The organism is Streptomyces virginiae (assembly GCF_041432505.1).
Taxonomy (GTDB): Bacteria; Actinomycetota; Actinomycetes; order Streptomycetales; family Streptomycetaceae; genus Streptomyces; species Streptomyces virginiae_A.
On sequence record NZ_CP107871.1, the window covers coordinates 7,695,255 to 7,712,844 of the forward strand.

The following is a 17,590-nucleotide window of genomic DNA, read 5'->3' on the forward strand; positions in this document are numbered from 1 at the left end:
GGCTCGGCGCGCATGGGTTGCTCCCAGGTCTGTGGTCAGCCACGGACGGTCAGGGCAACCCGGCACACGTGATCGCTTCAAGCGTGGGGTACGACCGCGACCGGGGCTGTGGCGTGGTGGAGGACAGCGTGGACGACCGGGCCGAGATGGGTGCCGATGGCGGAGCGGCGTATCCGCCGGCCGACGACGACCAGTGAGGCGTCTGCCGAGGCTTCGACGAGCTGGTTGGCGGGTTGCCCCACCGAGCAGTCCACTTCGACACGGACTTCGGGGTACTTGTCGAGCCAGGGCCGCAGTTCGTCGGCGAGCGCCGTCGCCGTGGAGGTCGCCATGCCGTCCCGTACCTCGGGCGCGAGCAGCGCCGGGTCGAACGCGAAGGCGGGCGGCATGCTCCAGCGGTGGATCACACGCAGTGGGGCCCGGCGTACGGCCGCCGCGTCGAAGGCGTGGTCGAGGAGCTCGGTAGACGGGTGGGAGAGGTCCAGCCCGAGCACGACAGGCCGGTCGTTGTGCTTCCGTGGTGCGTCACCATCAGATGCGGGCAGGCAGTGGGCGTCCAGCCAGGCGCCCGGCCGCACGACCACGACCGGGCGCTTGGCGTGGGCGAGCACGGCCTGGGAGACGGATCCGACGAGGAATCCTGTCATCGCACCCAGTCCGCGCGAGCCGAGTACCAGTACCTCGGCCTCCTGCGCGGCAGCGACCAGGACGGTCAGCGGCCGCCCGTCCACCTGCTCCGTGGTGATCGGGGTGCGAGAGGTCCAGGCCGAGGACGATGCCGCCCTTCGGGCTCGGAGCGCGGCCCGGAACCAGGACGACAGGATGCCGGGTACGGGCGACCACGGACAGGGCCACCGAACCGGACACGAACCCGGCGACCCCACCCAGACCGCGGGAACCGAGCACCAACAGCTCGGACTCCTCGGCGGCCCCGCACAGAACGGTGCCCGGCTCGCCGCACAGCTCCTGCGCGACCACGTCCAGGCCCGGATGCGTGCGCCGTATCCGCTCGGCCGTGGAGCGCGGGTCCGCGTCGTACGGCTCCTGCCGGGGGCGAGAGCCGATGAGCGGTGAATGGACGTCCGGTCCCAGGCCCCACACATGCAGGAGGCGAAGGGCGAGACCGCGTCGGCGCGCTTCGTCCGCGGCCCAGGCGACGGAGGCCAGGCTTTCGCGAGATCCGTCGAGACCGACGCTGATCGCCCGGGACCGGCGGACCCCGAGATCGGGTGGCGGGGTTGGCACGGGGTGGAACACGGAAGGGCCTCCGGTCTGAAACGGCGAGCCGTGCTGTTGGGAGAGGCGAGCCACAGCTCAGGCGAAGACGGCCTTGAGGGCCCGCGGCGCCGTCAACGGGTCGGACAGCGCGTGGTAGACGGCCGGAACCTCCTTGTCGACGCCCAGTAGTTCGTACACCGCGTGCATCGCCCCACGGACGGAGTACTCGACGGTGAAGACGACGTCTTCGGGGATCTCGGTGAACTGGCCGAGGAAGGCGAAGTTTGTCGACCCGGAGGGGACCACCAGTGGCCGGTCGTGGATGTCACGGCGCTCGAACTGGCTGGTGATGTAAGGCATCATCACGGTCGTGACGGCAGTGGTGGCGCACACCTCGTCGGCGATGTCGTCGAAGCCGAGGTGCCCGAGCAGTTCGACGAGGATCTCCTGTCCCGTGGCCTCCGACATCTTCTTGCCGGTCAACTCGCCCGGTTCGTCCACGAACAGCCCGTACCCCCAAAGGGTGAAGACGTCCTCGGGCCGGCCGGCGAAGTGCGGCTGGTGGGGCACGACCACCGACATCAACCACCGGGAGTCCTTGAACGTCATCAGCGCCCCGGTGCCGGGGGCATTGCGAGAACTCCTCAATCCGCTTGAGCAGTGCCGGGCTGCGCATCGTCAGGGTGAACGACTCCCACTTGGCCTCGTCGACGTTGCCGTTGAAGGCCCCGGGCCGACCGAAGTCCGGGGCCTTGCGGGCCAGCGTCTCCCACAGGTTCCAGGCCCCGTCGCGCTTGTCGCGGACCAGCTCGGGGACGGTGTCGTCGCCTCCGTAGCGGGCGGCCGCGGTCCTGCGGGGCTGGTGGTGAGGGCGGCTGGTCCGGTCACTCATTCCGGCGACGCCCAGTTGTAGGTAGCGGCCGGCCCAGCGGGCGGCGGTGGTGTGGCTGACCTGGAAACGCTCGGCAGCCCGCCGCAGCGGCCAGCCGTCGTCACGACACAGCGGGCCAGGCGAAGACGTCCGGTCTCGGTCAGCGGGGCATTACGGTGGACACGAGGGCCTCCTGGCCCCGGTGCAGCCGTCGCAATCCACACCGAACCCGGAGGCCCTCACCCGTTTCAAGAACCCGGCACGCGTGTCACCAACGTCCCCAAACGGCAGACCTGGGCCGGTGGCCTTGTCCGGCGCTGTGTTCGGTCAGCCCTGTACAGGTCGATGGACAGCCCCGAGGCCTGGCTGTTGACCTTGCCCCGAAGGTAGGCCAGATTACGATATTTGGAGTACTGGCGACATGTCGTGATTGATAATCAGATATAACTACGCATACAACGTTCCTCGCAGCTCGAACAGGGACACTCCCTGAGCGGGTCGTTCGAGGAGGATCCATGCAGCACTTCGCCGTTCGCGGGAATCCGCGTGTGGGGAGCGTCCGGGGGTACGTGTCGAAGCACGGCGTTCGGAAAGCATCGTGCACGATACTCGCTGCCGCAGCCGTTCTGACGCCGTCCGTCGCCCTGGCGGCTCCTGCCGCACCCGGCACGTACGCATACGTCGCCAACACGGGCCAGAACAAGGTCCGGGTGTTCGACACCGCCACGAACGCCCTCGTGACGAGCATCGACACCGGAGCGTTCAGCGGGCCCCTGCAGGTCGCCGCTACCCGAAACGGCAAGAAAGTCTACGTGACGGAGCGGGACTCGGGCGCCGTGTCGGCGATCGACGCTCTCACCAACACCGTGGTGGCCGAAATCCCCACGGGGAACGGCACTCCGGAGAGCGTGGCCATCTCGCCGGACGACAGTCGCGCCTATGTCACCGTGGAGGGGAACGGACTGGCCAACCGCGTGGTGGCGATCAACACCGCCACCGATGCCATCGTGGGCACCCTCGAGACGGGGGCGGACACGCTCCCGAACGGGCTGGCGGTATCCCCGGACGGGAAGCGACTCTACGTCGCCTACCGGGGCGCAGGTGTGGCGGCAGTGATCGACTCCGCCACCATGACGCTCATCACGACGGTGGACGTCGGACCGGGCGCACCGCGAAAGGTGGCCATCTCGCCGAGCGGCGCACGTGTCTACGTCACCGAGAACACCTCGGGCGAGGTATCGGTCATCGACACCGCCACCAACACGGTCGTGGTCCCGATTCCGGTCAACCAGGGGCTGGACGGCGTGAAGGTCTCACTGGACGGGAAGCGCGTCTACGTCGCCGACCGGAACAACGCCCGGGTGGCGGTCATCGATGCCGCCACGAACAGCGTCGTCACTTCGATCCCCACCTCCGGGGATCCCGCGGAAATGGCGGTTTCCCCCACCGGAGCCCGGCTGTACGTCAGCCACCCCAACGGCGCGCACGGGGTATCCGTCATCGACCTCGCCACCAACTCCGTCTCCGCGACCATCGACAGTCCCCAAGGCGCGCTCATCGGAATCGACCTGGGCTCGGTGCCGGGGACCTCAAAGGTGTCCTGCCCGGCCGGCAGCGTGCTGACGGGCGGCGGCTTCGGATCCACCGGTCCCGCACCTGATCAGCTCGTCAGCAGGCCGGTACCCGGCACCAACGACTGGGAGGTGAACGGGCAGAACCGGACGCGGGACGACGTCACCCTCACCCCGTATGCCGTCTGTGCCACGCCATGACGGCCTCGCGACGACCCGAAGGCAGCCGCCGACTGCCCACGGCCCCGGGTCCACTTCCAGCGGACAATGATCAGGAGTAAGTGCATGCCGTCTGAAAGCACAGCAGCAACGCGGCGGAGCTGTCCGCCACGCCGGACCGGATGGGTCGCCGGAGCCGTTGTCTCGCTCGCCCTCACGGGTGCCGGTTTCGCGGCGCCCGCAGCCGCCGCCACCCCGCAGGACCCGTCGGACGCGCAGTACCTGACGGTGGATCCGCCTCCTCAGCACGACGAATGCGCCGAGGGGCGGCCATCGGTCGAGTCGTGCGAGTCCCACCCCGGAGAGCCTCCGTTCCCTCCCGGACCCCCCGGACCCCCCGGACCCCCCGGACCTCCCGGACCTCCCGGACCGGCTGGACCGGCTGGAGCCCCCGGTCCTCCGGGAGCCCAGGGCGCTCCGGGGGTCCCCGGCCCGGCCGGCACCCCGGGATCAGCCGGGCCCGCCGGACCCCAGGGAGTAGCCGGACCTGCGGGCCCTCCTGGTCCCCCCGGACGCGTTTTCACCCTCGTCGTCACGGGCCAGCCCGTCTTGATCCCCGCGGCCCCTTAGCGGCACCGGGCCCCGCGCGGGCTGCCGCACCGCACGGCCGGCACGACCACGTGCTGTCGGCCGTGCGGCGCACCTGGCGGCACGAAACCACCGGCGGGAGCGGCTTTTGGCGACAGGCACACGGAGCGGTTACTGCGGATGGTCGGGCCGTTGCGACGACACCATGCCCGCCCAGGGCGAACCCGACCCGCACTTCGTCTCCCACGGCGGCCGGCTGCGCGACCGATTCCCCGCCGGCAAGCTCCCCGCCTGGCTGAGCGAGCACGACCTCGACGTCTACGCCGCGGAGTTCGAGCGCACCGGTCTGACCGGCGCCCTCAACCGCTACCGCACCATGGACCGTGACTGGGAGGACCTCGCCCCCCACCGCGGAGCCCCGATCAAGCAGCCGTCCCTGTTCATCGGCGGCACCCTGGACGCCTCCACCACCTGGATGGCCGACACCATCGACGCCTACCCCGCCACCCTCCCCGCCCTGTCCGCCTCCCACCTGCTGGAAGGCTGCGGCCACTGGATCCAGCAGGAACGCCCCGACGAGGTCAACCGCCTGCTGACCGACTGGCTCACCACCCTCCAGAGCTGAACCGGACACGCCGAGCACCCGGCCGGACCCGGACACCCCTCTTACATAGGCGACTTGACCTTTGCGGGTATGTCGGCCGGCAGGTGGTGGCCTTCCCCGGTTCAAGCAGCTTGACCATCCACCACGGCGGCAGGGGCCCGGGCAAGCGCTTTCCCCGCGGGCAGTATGGGCCGACATGCCGCGCATGGCGCAATGAGCCGCTCCGGCGGCTGACCGGGTCACGGTGTGCTGAGGCGGTGACCGGCGCTTGGGTGGAAAGAAGGTGGCACACCGGGTCATGGGTGAGGAGAGGGTGGACCGGTCGGAGGGTTTCGGCGAGCGGCTGCTCGGTCTGCTGCTGGACCGGGCGCCGCATCTGCCGCCGCAGCTGATCGCCCCGCTGATCGCGGAGGAGGTGGGCAGGGTCGGAGGCCGTGAAGTCTCCGTCCTGCTCCAGGACTACGCGCAGGAGTTGCTCGTACCCCTGCCGGCCAGGAAGCTGCACGTCAGTCAGCCCGAGCCGGTGATCGACTCCCCTGCCGGCCGGGCTTTCCTGCGCGGGGAGGCAGTCGAGGTGCCGCTGGCCGGCGGCGGCGTCCGGATGTACCTGCCGCTGCTGGACGGCAGTGACACGGTGGGCGTGATGGTCCTCACCCTGGACGACGTCGGCCAGGACGACCGGCGCCTGCTGCGCCGGCTCGCCGGCCTGGTCGCCGATCTGCTGGTCACCAAGAACGCCTACACCGACCAGTTCTTCCTGGCCCGGCGCCGGGAGCCGATGAGCGTGTCCGCGGAGATCCAGTGGGGCCTGCTGCCGCCGCTGACGATGACCGTGCCGCAGGTCGCGGTGGCCGGCATGCTGGAGCCCGCCTACCGCGTCGCCGGTGACAGTTTCGACTACGCCCTCAACGACAACGTCCTGCACGTGGCCGTGATCGACGCGATGGGCCACGGCCTGAACGCCGCCGCGATGGCGACCGTGGCCATCGGCGCCTACCGGCATGCCCGGCGCGTGTTCGTCAGCCTGGCCGAGAAGTACACGTACATGGACGACGCCATCTCCGGGCAGTTCGGTCCCGACCACTTCGTCACCGCCCAGCTGATGCACCTGAACATCACCACCGGTGAGTTGGAGCTGGTCAACGCGGGCCATCCCGCGCCGCTGCTGATCCGCCACGGCAAGGTCCTGCGGCAGCTGGAGAGCGCGACGACGCTGCCCGTCGGCTTCGGTGGCGAGGAGCCCCGGATCAGGGAGCACACACTCCAGCCCGGCGACCGCGTGCTCTGCTACACCGACGGCATCATCGAAGAACACGTCACCGGCGGGGAACTGTTCGGCGAGGAACGCCTCATCCGCTGCGTCGACCGCCTCGGGGAAAAGCCGTCGGAGGGGATGCGGGCAGATCTGCGCCGGCTCTCCCACACGCTGAAGAGCGAACGAGGCGGACACACCAGCGACGACGCCACCCTCTTCATGATCGAATGGCGCGGTGGCGCCGCCGACCACCTCGCGATTCTCGACTGAACGCTTCGAAGCGGCGAATCACCCATCCTCAGTGGCGTGCGGCTGACAGTGCTCACCGCGCAAGAAGTAGCGCCCCGGCCGGGGAGTCGCCGTGCTCGCCGTAGCCGGGCGAGCGCAACCGCATCCGCTGTCGTTTCACGGCACCTGCCGCCCGCACCGCCGATCTCCCCACCGCCTCTGCCGGAAAATACCTGGTCACAACGGTCATTGCCCACCGACTAGGCGTACAGTTGAAGGACCGGAAGTACTTCGAGCACCGGCTACACGCGGGTGTCATTTCCGGCGATCGCCTAAAAACCGGGCTGCCGACGGGCAGTCCGGGGGCAGGTCCACATCATGACCACCACCTTCGACCGGACCGCGCCCCGCGACCTCGCCGCAGAGCTCCCGGCACGTTTGTCCCTCACCCCGAAGACCACCCTCGCAGGTCAGCTGGACGGTGCCTGGTGGCCCCGCTCGCGTGACCTCGAAGCCGAGCTTCCCGCTCTCGCCGCCGCGCTGGACGAGACCTGGGGGCGCATCACGCGCGTCAGTGTGAACCCCAGCCGCTGGCCGGTCGTCCCGCGCACGGTTGCCGTGGACGGGCGTGTGCTGCACGTGGGCTGGTTCACCGAACAGGACCCCGACAAGTTGATCCTGCTCTCCTACACCGTGGGCCGCTGGGACCTCTTGGTGATCCCGCCCGAGACCGAGCCCGCGGCCGCGGCCCGGCTGATGGCCGCCGCCGCGATCCCGGGCAGTGCCCTGGCCGCGGGCGTCCTGATGGCCAACGAAACCGTCATCGGGCGCGGCATCCGCGACGCCCGCCGCCGAGAAGCCGCCTGGGAGGACGAGGGTGGGGCCTGCATGTCCACCTTCGGGGAGCCGATGGGCCGAAGCGCCCTCCCACTGTCCGCGAACGGCTGGCGGTGAGCTCCGTGGAGACCGTCGTCCTCATCGCGGTGATCATCCTGATGATCGGCATCGGGATGCGTTGGATCCACGTCCTGAACGCCCGGGACGACGCACGGATCGAGGCCTACCGCTTCACTGACCCCCTGCCGAGGCCTCCCGGCCTGCCGGACGACACCGGTCGTCGAGCCCACCACACGGGTGCCGACCGGTGAGGAACGGATCTTCCTCCGACCGGGGGCAGCGGTCGGGGCGCCTCGGCGCCCCGACCCGCCGGCCTCCTCACCCGCCCTCGACGGGAACAGCCGCCTCCATGTACGAGATCTGAGAAGCCCCGACCAGCCTCGGAGCCCACTCCACCCCACACGCGAAAGGACGCGGCCATGGCCACACTGCACGAACGCCAGACCTACCGCGACCAGGTGCTCCGGGTCCTGTACGAAGCCGTCGAAGGTAACCGCCTCCTCGGCATCACCGGAGCACAGCTGCGGCGCGACCTCCACGTGCCGGAACAGGACCTGGCCGCCGCATGTACCTACCTGGCGGGCGAAGGACTGATCACCGTCGACTGGGAGCCCGGCAACACGCCTGCGATGGTCACCCTCACCCACGAGGGCATCCGGCACATGGAAGCCGACGAGGAAGAGCACGGCTGACCCCTCACACATGTGAGGGCCTGGGACGTGGGTAGCCGGTCAGTGCTTTCAGACGGGTTTCCGAGTCCCCAAGATCGAGATCAAGTGCTCGGCGTTACCGGCTGCTCCGCTGGTCCCTGCGGCAGCGGCAAGACCAGTGATGTCGGCGTACACATGAAAGTGGTCACCAAGGTACGGAGCCCCGTGTGCTCGATCATTCTGCACGGAATCCAATCCGCTCCTAAGGTGCGGCAGTCTGTCCGGTGATGAGCGGATTTCTCGGCGGGTGAAAGCGCGCGGGCGGGGTGCAGGACGCCGAGTCGCATAGCTCCGTCGGGTGTCCTGGACCGCTGTCCTGAACCTCGATGGAGACGCCGGCGCCGGCCCCGTGCGGGCGGGGCAGGGCGATGCCGAACCTCTGCGCCTGGGGATCGTGCGCAAACTCTTCCTGGAGTCCGAGGAGTTCGACCATTCCTGCGGGTGGTTCGGCCTGGACCGTCCCGAGTCCTCCCTCACCCATCACTTCAAGGCGCTGCGCGAGGCGGGCATCACGAGGCAGCGGCAGTACGGTCTGGAGCGGCGCAGCGACGTACGCGTCGACGACCTCGACGCGCGCTTCCCCGGACTCCTCGACCTCGTCACGGACTGGACGCCGGCCTCGCGGTAGCGGGGCGTGGTGGGCTCGCTGCAGTACCCCGTCCTCCCGGCCATCTCAGCCCTCGCTCGGCTGGGTGGGGCGGCAGTAGCGGTGGATGAGCTCGGCATGCGCGGGGAAGCGCGCGATGAGCTCGTCGGGCCGGCCGAGGGTCATGTCGGCGTAGTCGAAGCCGGGCGCGACGGCTTCGCTGATCAGGGCGTGGTCTCCAGCGGTGAGGTGGGAGGCCTTCCAGACGCCTCCCGGCACAGCGAGGGTGAGGAGCTGTCCTTGGCCGGGGTCCGGCCCGAGGACGGCGGTGGAGTGGTGGCCGTCAGGGTGGAGCAGGTGGTAGGTGACGGGTTCGCCGTGGTGGTGGAAGTGCAGGATGTCGGACCGGTTCAGGTGCCAGTGACCGATCGGGGACCAGTGGGTGAGCAGGTAGTGGATGGAGGTCAGTGTGTAGCGGTCCCCATGGGGTGTTCGGATCCGGGGGCGGTGGTCTGCCTGGAAGGTCCGGCGGAAGTACCCGCCCTCCACGTGGGCTTCCAGGCCGAGGGCGTCGATCCACTGGTGCGCTGTGAGCACGCTGCTGTCCTCCTGCAGTCGTTGACGGGGCTTTCCTGACGCACGCCCGCTGTCCGCGACAGGGACAGCAGTGAGTACCTGCTCCCGATGGGTCCCGGGCACTCGTGGGAGGCGCGGTTCACCTTCGGCGTGGGGGAGCCGCGAGCCCTTGGGACCCGTTCCCGTCGGTTCCGGGCCGCCGGCCGAAGCCGACGGAGACACGTCACCGGCCGGGGAGCGCGGAGACTCTCGCTGCGCACTGTACGACCACGCCTGGACGCCACGGCTGAGGATGCTTCCCGGTTCGGCCACGGCCCGGCCGCGGGAGCCGGCTGACCGCAGGCAGCAGCACCCCGTCGCACCCCGTCGCTCACGCCTCGCCGGGATCCGGGTGCCACACGGCCGGTCCGCGGCCTCGCCGGCCACTCGGCAGCGCATCGTCCGATGCGGGCTACGCGGTGCGTTCCAGGAGCATGGCCATGCCTTGGCCGCCCGCGGGCACCGCGGAATGCGCCGGCGCCGTCTTGGGCTCAGCGCCGAACACCACCCCGTCACCGGTGCGCGCGTAGGACAACCGCTCGATCCTCGGCCGGTCGCGCACCCGCTGACCGGTGAGGACGTCATCAACACCTGGCCACCGGGCCGTCCGCGCCGCTTTCTGCGACCGGGACGACCCACGCCGGTCCTCGCCACCGCGACCAGCCGCGATCGACCGGATGTGCAGCCGACTGTGCTCGGCGTCAGGCCGGTCGACGCCGCCCCTCCGACCGTCCAGTCGTCCTCGACGCCCCTGCGACCAGAGCGGCTCATCGTCGAATCCGATCAGCACTTCCGCTGGTGAGACAGGGGGTCGTCATGGGGGAGCGTCGCGTCGCCGTCACCGGGATCGGTGTGGTCGCGCCGGGAGGCACCGGGACGAAGGCGTTCTGGGAGCGCATCACCTCGGGCCGGCCGGCGACCCGGGGGATCACCGCCTTCGACCCGGCCCCGTTCCGTTCCCGGATCGCCGCCGAGTGCGATTTCGATCCGCTCGCCGGAGGACTGACCGAGGCGGACACGGAGCGCCTGGACCGGGCCGCCCAGATGCTGATGATCGCGGCCCGGGAGGCGCTGGCCGACAGCGAGCCGGGGATCGGCCCCGAGGAGGCGCACCGGACCGGGGTCAGCATCGGCAACGCCGTCGGCCTCACCCTGGGGCTGGAACGCGAGTACCTCGCCGTCAGCGACGGCGGCCGGGAGTGGGTCGTCGACCCGGCCGCGGCCTCCGCGCATCTCTACGACTACTTCGTGCCCAGCTCGCTCTCGGCGGAGGTGGCCTGGTTCGCCGGAGCCGAAGGCCCCAACTCCGTGGTCTCCGCGGGCTGCACCTCCGGCATCGACGCCATCGGCCACGCCTGCGCACTCATCGGTGAGGGCAGCGCCGACATCATGATCACCGGGGGCGCCGACGCCCCCATCGCCCCGATCACCGTCGCCTGCTTCGACGCGATCAAGGCCACCTCGCCCCGCAACGACGATGCCGCCTCCGCCTCCCGCCCCTTCGACCGGACCCGTAACGGCTTCGTGCTCGGTGAAGGTGCCGCGGTCCTCGTCCTGGAGGAGCTGGGCCGTGCCCGGGCGCGCGGCGCCCACGTCTACGCCGAGATCGCCGGATATGCCTCGCACGGCAACGCCCACCACATGACCGGGCTGCGTTCCGACGGGCGGGAGATGGCCACGGCCATCACCTCGGCGCTGGACCGGGCCCGGCTCGATCCGACCGCCGTCGACTACATCAACGCCCATGGCACCGCCACCCAGCAGAACGACAGGCATGAGACCGCCGCCTTCAAGCGCAGTCTGGGCGCCCACGCGCACGCCGTGCCCGTCTCCTCCATCAAGTCCGTGATCGGCCACTCGCTCGGCGCGGTCGGCGCGATCGAGATCGCCGCCTGCGCGCTGGCGCTGGAGCACGGAGTCGTACCGCCGACAGCGAATCTGCACCGGCCCGACCCCGAACTCGATCTGGACTACGTGCCGCTGACCGCCCGGGAGCGGCGGCTGGACACCGTCCTCACGGTCGGCAGCGGTTTCGGTGGATTCCAGAGCGCCATGGTGCTCAACCACAGGGACAGGAGGGCCGCGTGACCACGGCCGTAGTGACCGGAACCGGCGTCGTCGCCCCCAACGGCCTCGGGACGGAGGAGTTCTGGTCCGCGACCCTGCAGGGCCGGCCCGCCATCACGCCGATCGACGGGTACGACACCACCGCCTTCCCCAGCCGACTGGCCGGCCAGGTGCGCGACTTCGACGACGCCGGCCGACTGCCGAGCAGACTCGTGCCGCAGACCGACCGTATGACCCGGTTCGCGCTCGCCGCCGCGGACTGGGCGCTGGCGGACGCGGCACTGGACAGTGGCTATCCGGACCGGACCGCCCTGGGCGTCATCACGGCGGCCGCCGCCGGCGGCTTCGACTTCGGCCAGCGGGAACTGCAGAACCTCTGGGGCAGCGGCCCCGACCACGTCAGCGCCTACATGTCCTTCGCCTGGTTCTACGCGGTCAACACCGGCCAGATCTCCATCAAGCACGATCTGCGCGGCCCGACCGGGGTCGTCGTCGCGGAACAGGCCGGCGGCATCGACGCCATCGCCCAGGCCCGACGAGCCCTGCGCGGCGGCGCCACGGCCGTGCTCACCGGCGGCATGGAATCCTCCCTGAGCCCCTACGGCATGGCCGCCCGGATCGCCAGTGGCCGACTGTCCACCAGCGACGACCCCGAGCGCGCCTATCTGCCCTTCGATCCGGCCGCGAGCGGCCACGTGCCCGGTGAGGGCGGCGCGATGCTCGTCCTGGAGGACGAGGCACACGCGCGGGCGCGCGGAGCGACCGTACTCGGTGAGATCGCCGGGTACGGCGCCACCTTCGACCCGCCGCCGCACTCCGTACGCCCCGCCAACCTCGGCCGCGCCGCCGAACTCGCCCTCGCCGACGCCGGGCTCAGCACCGACGATGTCGACGTCGTCTTCGCCGACGCCGACGGCTCCGTCGAGGGCGACCGCGTCGAGGCCGAGACGCTGGTCCGGCTCTTCGGCCCGTACGGAGTCCCGGTCACCGCACCCAAGACCCTGATCGGCCGCCTCTACTCCGGCGGTGCGCCGCTCGACGTCGTCCTCGCCCTGCTCGCCCTGCGCGAGGGCGTCATCCCCCCGACTCCCGGGATCACCCCGGGACATCCGCTCGACCTGGTGAGCGAGCCGAGACCGTTCCACGGCACCACGGCGCTCGTCCTGGCCCGCGGCCACAACGGATTCAACAGCGCCCTCGTACTGCGTGGGCGAGGAAAGGACACCAGTGAGTGAGCTCACGCTGCCCGTACTGATCGACATCATGCGCGAATGCGCCGGTGAGGACGAAGCCGTCGCCGCCGAGGGCGGGGACGTCGGTGACGTCGAACTGGAGTACCTCGGCTATGACTCCCTGGCCCTGATGGAGGCCGCGAGCCGGGTCAAACGGGAGTTCGGCGCCGAACTCCCCGACGACGCCCTCGCAGAGATCCGCACGCTCAACCAGTTCGTGACGGCCGTCAACGAGACCCTGGCCTCGGCCGGGACTCGGCACTCCCACTGACGAGGCCACCGCCATGGACCGGCTCTTCATCGCCGCCACCGGCAGCTGGCTGCCCCCACGGGTGAGCATCGAGGACGCCGTCGCCGACGGCTGGTGCTCCGCGTCCCTCGCGCGGAGCACCGGCAGTCTCTCGGTCGCCGTGGCCGGAGAGGAGTCCGCGCCGCAGATGGCCGTGCGCGCGGCCCGTACCGCTCTGGCGCGGGCCGGGAGCGACGCCCCGGACATCGACCTCGTCCTGCACGCGAGCTTCTTCCACCAGGGCCACGACCTGTGGGCCCCCGCCTCCTACGTGCAGCGGGGCGCCGTCGGCAACAACTGCCCCGCGATGGAGGTCCGACAGGTCTCCAACGGCGGGATGGCCGCGCTGGAACTCGCCTCGGCCTACCTCTCCGTCGACCCGGGGCGTTCGGCCGCGCTGATCACCACGGGGGACAAGTTCTGCCCGCCCGGGTTCGACCGCTGGCACAGCGACCCCGGCACGGTGTACGGCGACGGCGCCACCGCTCTCGTCCTCTCACGCCGCACCGGTTTCGCGCGGATCCGCAGCCTCGTCACGGTCTCCGTACCGGAGCTGGAAGGAATGCACCGGGGTGACGACCCGTTCCAGGACGCGCCGTTCACCCACCGCCCCCAGGTCGACCTGGAGGCGTGCAAGCGGGCCTTCCTCGCCACCACGGGCGTCTCCTACGCGGTGTCCAAGGTCGCCGCCGCCCAGGAAGCCGTCCTGAAACAAGCCCTCGCCGAGGCGGAGCTCGAACTCGCCGACATCGACCGGATCGCCCTGCCTCATCTGGGGCGGCGCCGGCTCCAAGCGGCGTACTTCGGCCCGCTCGCCATCGATCCGGAGCGCACGACCTGGCCCTGGAGCCGGCGGATCGGCCACCTCGGCGCGGGTGACCCGTTCGCCGGACTCGACCATCTCACCGCCTCCGGGGCGCTCGGCCCCGGCGACACCTGCCTGCTCGTCAGCGTGGGCGCCGGGTTCACCTGGTCCTGCGCCGTGATCGAAATGCTCGAACGCCCGCCGTGGGCGGAGCGGCCATGAACGGACGACCGAACGCACCTGGAGGATGGGGACCATGGGGGAACGTCGGGCGATGGTGTTACTTCTGCCGGGGCAGGGGGCGCAGCACCTACGGATGGCCGCCGGACTGTACGGCGCCGAGCCGGTGTTCACCGCAGCGATGGACGAGGTCTTCGACACCGTCGAGGCCTACGCCCGAGGCGAGGGGGAGCGGCTCCGGGCCGACTGGCTGACCGACCGCCCCGCCGTCGACCTCGACTGTGTCACCCGCTCCCAGCCGCTGCTGTTCGCCGTCGATCACGCCCTCGGCCGGCTCGTCGTGAGCTGGGGGAGTCGCCCCGACGTCCTGCTCGGCCACAGCATCGGCGAGCTCGCCGCGGCCGTACTCGCCCGGATCTTCAACCTGCGGGACGCGACGCGGCTCGTTCTCGACCGGATCCGGCTGCTCGCCGACGGCCCGACCGGCGGAATGCTCGCCGTCGCCGCGTCCGTGCGCGAGGTCGAACCGTTCCTCGCGGGCGACGTCGTCGTCGGCGCGGTCAACGCGCCCAGGCAGACGGTCCTCGCCGGACCCGATCCCGCTCTCGAACTCACCCACAAGGCCCTGACGGAGCACGAGTTCACCTGTCGCCGGCTGCCGTCGCTCAGCCCTTTCCACAGCCCGGTGCTCGCCCCGGCCGTCGCCGGGTCGGAGCGGGCGATCGCGGCTCTGCCCGTCTCACCGGCGGCGCTGACGCTGCACTCCTGCTACACCGCGCGGCCGCTGACCGCCCGGGAGGCCGGCGACCCCGGCTACTGGGCCGCGCAGCCGGTCGCCCCGGTGCTGTTCTGGCCCGCTCTCGACGCCGTCCTGACCGGGCGGGACGCCGTACTGGTGGAAGCGGGACCGGGGCAGACCCTCGCCCAGCTCGCCCGGCGCCACCCGGCCGTACGGGCCGGCACCAGCGTCGTCGTGCCGCTGCTGCCGGCCCGCCCCGGCCCTCCGGAGCGGGACCTCGACTCGGTCGCGGCCGCCCGGGAGAATCTCGCCGAGCACGGGATCATCGGCGCACGGACGCGGTGACATAGCGCACCGGAGTGTCGATCACCAGCGGCCCGTCACCGTCCCGCATCGCGTCGAGGGCGGTGATGAGCCGCTCCCGCAGCCGGGCGCTCTCCTGCGCGGGCAGATGCGTCCACAGCAGCCGCATCCCCTGCGTGTGCGACCAGTCCACCCACGCCTCGCCCGAGGTGGCGACCAGCTCGACCGGCTCGTCGACCACCTCGACCCCGGTGAATCCGGCCTTCTCCATCGTCCGCCGCAGATCCATGACCTGTCCCAGCCAGCTGTTGAAACGGCGTCGGAGCGCCTCCGGCTGCCACTCGGCGGGCAGGTTCGCCAGCAGCGACCGGGGAATCAGCTCGGTGAACACCGGCGGCAGGAACGGAAACGTGTCGTCCGTGAAGACGGGGCTGGTGAAGGCGATCCGACCGCCGTCGGCCAGCAACTCCGCATAGCGGGCCAGCGCCGCCGGAGCGTCCGGCAGGAAGATCACGCTGTAGCTGCCGAGGACCAGGTCGAAGGAGCGCGGCGGCAGTTCGGGCCGCTCGCCGTCCATCACCCGGAGTTCCACATGGCCGGCGCCCTGCTTCAGCGCCTCCCGCCGGGCCTCCTCGATCATCGCCGGTGCGATGTCGATGCCGAGGACGGAACCCGTCGGCCCGGTCCGCGCGGCCGCCGGGAAGAGTGCCGCGCCCCTCCCGCAGCCCACGTCGAGCACCCGCTCGCCGGGCCGGGGGGCGGCCCGTTCGACCAGCCGCCGGCCCATCGGGCCGAAGAACTCGACGCCCATCCGGTCGTACTGGGCCGCCGCCCGGTCGAACGCCCGGGTGACCTCCGTCTTGTACGCCGTGTCGTCGACCTTGCCTTCACTCTTCGCTGCCATACCGCGAAGCGTGCGGCCGTCCTGTCGCGCCCCTCTCGCAGCCGACTCGAAGCGAGCTCCACCGCCCCTACAGCGGAAGCCGAGGCGACCGACAGCCGCCGTGCCTAGCGTGGGCGAGCGCCACTCGCCGGTCACCGCACGGGGGAAGGAACGATCTTCAGATGGCAAAATTGACACGCCGTCACATACTGTGGGGGGCAGCGGCAACGGGCGGCGCCGCCGCCCTGACCGGTCTCACCGGCACCACCGCGACGGCCGCCGGGCGGACCGGGGCGAGCTGTCACCCGATACCGGGCCCGGTCACCGTCGGCCCCGACGACACCCGGTACGCGAGCCTCAACAAGAGCTACAACGGACGGTTCACGCCACGGCCCGACGCCGTCCGGGCCGTGTACTCGGGCGAGCAGGTCGTCCAGGCGGTGGAAGAGGCGGTACGCACCGGGAAGCGGATCGCCGTCCGCAGCGGAGGACACTGCTACGAGGACTTCGTCACCGGGCCCGATGTCCGGATCGTCCTTGACGTCTCCCCGATGAACCACGTCACCTTCGACCCGGAGCACCAGGCGTTCTCCGTCGAGGCGGGCGCCACCCTCGCCAAGGTCTACAAGGACCTGTACTACGGCTGGGGCGTCACCATCCCCGGCGGCAGCTGCCCCAGCGTCGGCATCGGTGGCCATGCCGCGGGCGGCGGTTACGGCACCCTGTCGCGCGAGCACGGCATGGTCGTCGACCATCTCCACGGCGTCGAGGTGGTGGTCGTCGACAAGAACGGCCAGGCCCGCCGGGTGGTCGCCACCCGCCGCGCCGACGACCCGAACCGGGACCTGTGGTGGGCCCACACCGGTGGCGGCGGTGGCAACTTCGGCGTCGTCCTGCGCTATCTTCTGCGATCCCCGCAGGCCCGCGGCAAGGACCCGGCCGGCCAGCTGCCCAAGCCGCCCGCCACCCTTCCGGGCCTGGCCGCGACCTGGCAGTGGGCCCAGATCGACGAGCGGGCCTTCACCACTCTCGTACGCGACCACGGCAGCTGGCACGAACGCCATCCGCAGGCCGAGGTCTCCAGCTCGCTCGCCCTGACCCACAAGGCCACCGGATCGTTCCAGCTCCTGGTGGGTGTCAGCGGCGAACATCCCGACGCCGAACGGCTGATGGACGAGTACCTCGCGCAGGTCACCGCCGGCGTCGGCGTCGCCCCCGAGACGACCCGCAGCAACCAGCCCTGGCTCACCGCCACCCTCGGCGCCGCGACCTACGCGGGCGGCACCCCCTTCAAGTCCAAGGCCGCCTTCCTGCGCAGGCGGTGGACCGACCGGCAGATCGGGGTCGTCCACAAGTACCTCACCGACGGCGACACCCGCTGGGGCGCCTCCGTCTACGTCACCTCCTTCGGCGGCCGGATCAACACCGAGGCCCCCTCCGCCACCGCCTTCCCGCACCGCGACGCGCTGTTCAGCGTGGCCTACGACCTCTACTGGGCCGACCCCGCCGACCGCGAGGAGATCAACTGGATCCGCCGCTTCTACCAGGAGGTGTACGCGGAGACCGGCGGCGTCCCCGTCCCGAACGACGCCAACAGCGGCTGCTACATCAACTACCCGGACGCCGATCTCGCCGACCCGAAGTGGAACACATCCGGCGTCCCCTGGCACACCCTCTACTACCGCGACAACTACCCCCGCCTCCAGCGGATCAAGGCCCGCTGGGACCCCCGGAACGTCTTCCACCACGCGCTGTCCGTCCGTCCGCAGGCCTGAGGGGAGAGCAACGAC

The 17,590-nt window shown here is 70.9% G+C and carries 16 protein-coding genes and 4 pseudogenes; 13 read left to right on the forward strand and 7 right to left on the reverse strand.

The window, feature by feature from the left end; all coding sequences use genetic code 11:
* Positions 1 to 77: 77 nt before the first annotated feature.
* The 4 genes and pseudogenes from OG624_RS35420 to OG624_RS35435 form a co-directional block, all read right to left on the reverse strand.
* Entirely contained in the window at positions 78 to 731 is a 654-nt protein-coding gene (locus OG624_RS35420) for a universal stress protein (protein WP_371640323.1), read from the reverse strand.
* A gap of 133 nt (positions 732 to 864) precedes the next feature.
* Positions 865 to 1,311: pseudogene (locus OG624_RS35425) on the reverse strand (universal stress protein); the annotation flags it as partial.
* Positions 1,312 to 1,314: 3 nt separating this feature from the next.
* A pseudogene (locus OG624_RS35430) lies at positions 1,315 to 2,026 on the reverse strand (oleate hydratase).
* Positions 2,027 to 2,065: 39 nt separating this feature from the next.
* Positions 2,066 to 2,307 (reverse strand): annotated as a pseudogene (locus OG624_RS35435) (leucine zipper domain-containing protein); the annotation flags it as partial.
* A gap of 297 nt (positions 2,308 to 2,604) precedes the next feature.
* On the opposite strand from OG624_RS35435, the gene OG624_RS35440 reads away from it, so the two are divergent.
* The 7 genes and pseudogenes from OG624_RS35440 to OG624_RS35470 all read left to right on the forward strand — a co-directional run bounded on the left by OG624_RS35440 (position 2,605) and on the right by OG624_RS35470 (position 8,729).
* Positions 2,605 to 3,861, forward strand: a complete 1,257-nt coding sequence (locus OG624_RS35440; RefSeq protein WP_266448585.1) for a beta-propeller fold lactonase family protein — start codon at positions 2,605 to 2,607, stop codon at positions 3,859 to 3,861.
* Between the two features lie 745 nt (positions 3,862 to 4,606).
* Positions 4,607 to 5,032: pseudogene (locus OG624_RS35445) on the forward strand (alpha/beta fold hydrolase); the annotation flags it as partial.
* A 277-nt stretch (positions 5,033 to 5,309) separates the two neighbouring features.
* Positions 5,310 to 6,536 carry a PP2C family protein-serine/threonine phosphatase gene (locus OG624_RS35450; protein ID WP_371640324.1) on the forward strand — a complete coding sequence of 409 codons (1,227 nt, stop codon included), beginning with the start codon at positions 5,310 to 5,312 and terminating at the stop codon, positions 6,534 to 6,536.
* Positions 6,537 to 6,872: 336 nt separating this feature from the next.
* Positions 6,873 to 7,448, forward strand: coding sequence for a DUF5994 family protein (locus tag OG624_RS35455; RefSeq protein WP_371640325.1), 576 nt, complete (start codon positions 6,873 to 6,875; stop codon positions 7,446 to 7,448).
* A 5-nt stretch (positions 7,449 to 7,453) separates the two neighbouring features.
* Positions 7,454 to 7,642, forward strand: a complete 189-nt coding sequence (locus OG624_RS35460) for a hypothetical protein (protein WP_371594108.1) — start codon at positions 7,454 to 7,456, stop codon at positions 7,640 to 7,642.
* Positions 7,643 to 7,810: 168 nt separating this feature from the next.
* Positions 7,811 to 8,083 (forward strand): hypothetical protein, encoded by a 273-nt coding sequence (locus OG624_RS35465; RefSeq protein ID WP_033223264.1) that lies wholly within the window; start codon positions 7,811 to 7,813, stop codon positions 8,081 to 8,083.
* A gap of 334 nt (positions 8,084 to 8,417) precedes the next feature.
* Positions 8,418 to 8,729 (forward strand): ArsR/SmtB family transcription factor, encoded by a 312-nt coding sequence (locus tag OG624_RS35470; RefSeq protein WP_244291026.1) that lies wholly within the window; start codon positions 8,418 to 8,420, stop codon positions 8,727 to 8,729.
* Positions 8,730 to 8,774: 45 nt separating this feature from the next.
* On the opposite strand, the gene OG624_RS35475 is transcribed toward OG624_RS35470, so the two are convergent.
* Together OG624_RS35475 and OG624_RS35480 are read right to left on the reverse strand one after the other, a co-directional pair.
* Positions 8,775 to 9,284, reverse strand: coding sequence for a cupin domain-containing protein (locus OG624_RS35475; protein ID WP_033226393.1), 510 nt, complete (start codon positions 9,282 to 9,284; stop codon positions 8,775 to 8,777).
* A 430-nt stretch (positions 9,285 to 9,714) separates the two neighbouring features.
* On the reverse strand, positions 9,715 to 9,837 hold the full coding sequence (locus tag OG624_RS35480; RefSeq protein WP_266354516.1) for a hypothetical protein: 123 nt from the start codon (positions 9,835 to 9,837) through the stop codon (positions 9,715 to 9,717).
* A gap of 281 nt (positions 9,838 to 10,118) precedes the next feature.
* Between OG624_RS35480 and OG624_RS35485 the strand changes: the two genes are divergently transcribed.
* The 5 genes from OG624_RS35485 to OG624_RS35505 are packed head-to-tail and all read left to right on the forward strand — an operon-like array spanning position 10,119 to position 14,959.
* Entirely contained in the window at positions 10,119 to 11,390 is a 1,272-nt protein-coding gene (locus OG624_RS35485) for a beta-ketoacyl-[acyl-carrier-protein] synthase family protein (RefSeq protein ID WP_033226391.1), read from the forward strand.
* A complete protein-coding gene (locus tag OG624_RS35490; RefSeq protein WP_033226390.1) occupies positions 11,387 to 12,604 on the forward strand; it encodes a ketosynthase chain-length factor in 1,218 nt (405 codons plus the stop codon). Before OG624_RS35485 ends, OG624_RS35490 begins: the two co-directional genes overlap by 4 nt.
* On the forward strand, positions 12,597 to 12,872 hold the full coding sequence (locus OG624_RS35495) for an acyl carrier protein (RefSeq protein WP_033226388.1): 276 nt from the start codon (positions 12,597 to 12,599) through the stop codon (positions 12,870 to 12,872). The genes OG624_RS35490 and OG624_RS35495 overlap by 8 nt, the downstream gene beginning before the upstream one ends.
* A 13-nt stretch (positions 12,873 to 12,885) precedes the next feature.
* Positions 12,886 to 13,917 carry a ketoacyl-ACP synthase III family protein gene (locus OG624_RS35500; RefSeq protein WP_371640326.1) on the forward strand — a complete coding sequence of 344 codons (1,032 nt, stop codon included), beginning with the start codon at positions 12,886 to 12,888 and terminating at the stop codon, positions 13,915 to 13,917.
* A 52-nt stretch (positions 13,918 to 13,969) separates the two neighbouring features.
* Positions 13,970 to 14,959 carry an acyltransferase domain-containing protein gene (locus OG624_RS35505; protein WP_371640327.1) on the forward strand — a complete coding sequence of 330 codons (990 nt, stop codon included), beginning with the start codon at positions 13,970 to 13,972 and terminating at the stop codon, positions 14,957 to 14,959.
* Here OG624_RS35505 and OG624_RS35510 read toward each other — a convergent pair.
* The gene (locus tag OG624_RS35510; protein ID WP_266354513.1) at positions 14,937 to 15,821 is read right to left on the reverse strand and encodes a class I SAM-dependent methyltransferase; all 885 of its coding nucleotides are present in this window, start codon (positions 15,819 to 15,821) and stop codon (positions 14,937 to 14,939) included. The two genes, OG624_RS35505 and OG624_RS35510, sit on opposite strands and share 23 nt — an antisense overlap.
* Before the next feature lie 161 nt (positions 15,822 to 15,982).
* On the opposite strand from OG624_RS35510, the gene OG624_RS35515 reads away from it, so the two are divergent.
* Positions 15,983 to 17,575, forward strand: a complete 1,593-nt coding sequence (locus OG624_RS35515; protein WP_371640328.1) for an FAD-binding oxidoreductase — start codon at positions 15,983 to 15,985, stop codon at positions 17,573 to 17,575.
* The last annotated feature ends 15 nt before the right edge of the window (positions 17,576 to 17,590 follow it).

Excerpts from the sequence above, each read along its gene's own strand:
- OG624_RS35500 (WP_371640326.1), top strand. The coding sequence starts at position 12,886 with ATGGACCGGCTCTTCATCGCCGCCACCGGCAGCTGGCTGCCCCCACGG.
- OG624_RS35505 (WP_371640327.1), top strand. The coding sequence starts at position 13,970 with ATGGTGTTACTTCTGCCGGGGCAGGGGGCGCAGCACCTACGGATGGCC.
- OG624_RS35515 (WP_371640328.1), top strand. The coding sequence starts at position 15,983 with ATGGCAAAATTGACACGCCGTCACATACTGTGGGGGGCAGCGGCAACG.
- OG624_RS35440 (WP_266448585.1), top strand. The coding sequence starts at position 2,605 with ATGCAGCACTTCGCCGTTCGCGGGAATCCGCGTGTGGGGAGCGTCCGG.
- OG624_RS35450 (WP_371640324.1), top strand. The coding sequence starts at position 5,310 with ATGGGTGAGGAGAGGGTGGACCGGTCGGAGGGTTTCGGCGAGCGGCTG.
- OG624_RS35510 (WP_266354513.1), bottom strand. The coding sequence starts at position 15,821 with ATGGCAGCGAAGAGTGAAGGCAAGGTCGACGACACGGCGTACAAGACG.
- OG624_RS35485 (WP_033226391.1), top strand. The coding sequence starts at position 10,119 with ATGGGGGAGCGTCGCGTCGCCGTCACCGGGATCGGTGTGGTCGCGCCG.
- OG624_RS35455 (WP_371640325.1), top strand. The coding sequence starts at position 6,873 with ATGACCACCACCTTCGACCGGACCGCGCCCCGCGACCTCGCCGCAGAG.
- OG624_RS35465 (WP_033223264.1), top strand. The coding sequence starts at position 7,811 with ATGGCCACACTGCACGAACGCCAGACCTACCGCGACCAGGTGCTCCGG.